The sequence below is a fragment of the Halomicronema sp. CCY15110 genome (assembly GCF_016888165.1).
Lineage (GTDB): Bacteria > Cyanobacteriota > Cyanobacteriia > Phormidesmidales > Phormidesmidaceae > Halomicronema.
Window position 1 is genome coordinate 1 of the sequence record NZ_JACSWC010000044.1, and the last position, 232, is coordinate 232.

Genomic DNA, 232 nt, shown 5'->3' on the forward strand with positions numbered 1-232 from the left:
CGGTGGCCCGTTCCACCGTGCAGGACTATATCCGACGCGCGAGTGGCAAAGGTCTGAGCTACGACCAGTTGAGCCAACTCAGCGATAGCGAAGCCCAAATGCAACTGGGCAAAGGTAAACCGCCTTCCGGTGACCAGAAGGTCATTGACTATGCGGCGGTGCATCGCGAGCTGCAAGGTAAAGGCGTGACGCTGGCGCTGCTGTGGCAAGAAGGGCTGGACCAACAGCGTTG

The 232-nt window shown here is 59.5% G+C and carries 1 pseudogene; it reads left to right on the plus strand.

Annotated elements, in window-relative coordinates:
- Positions 1-232: pseudogene (locus tag JUK32_RS00310) on the plus strand (IS21 family transposase); the annotation flags it as partial.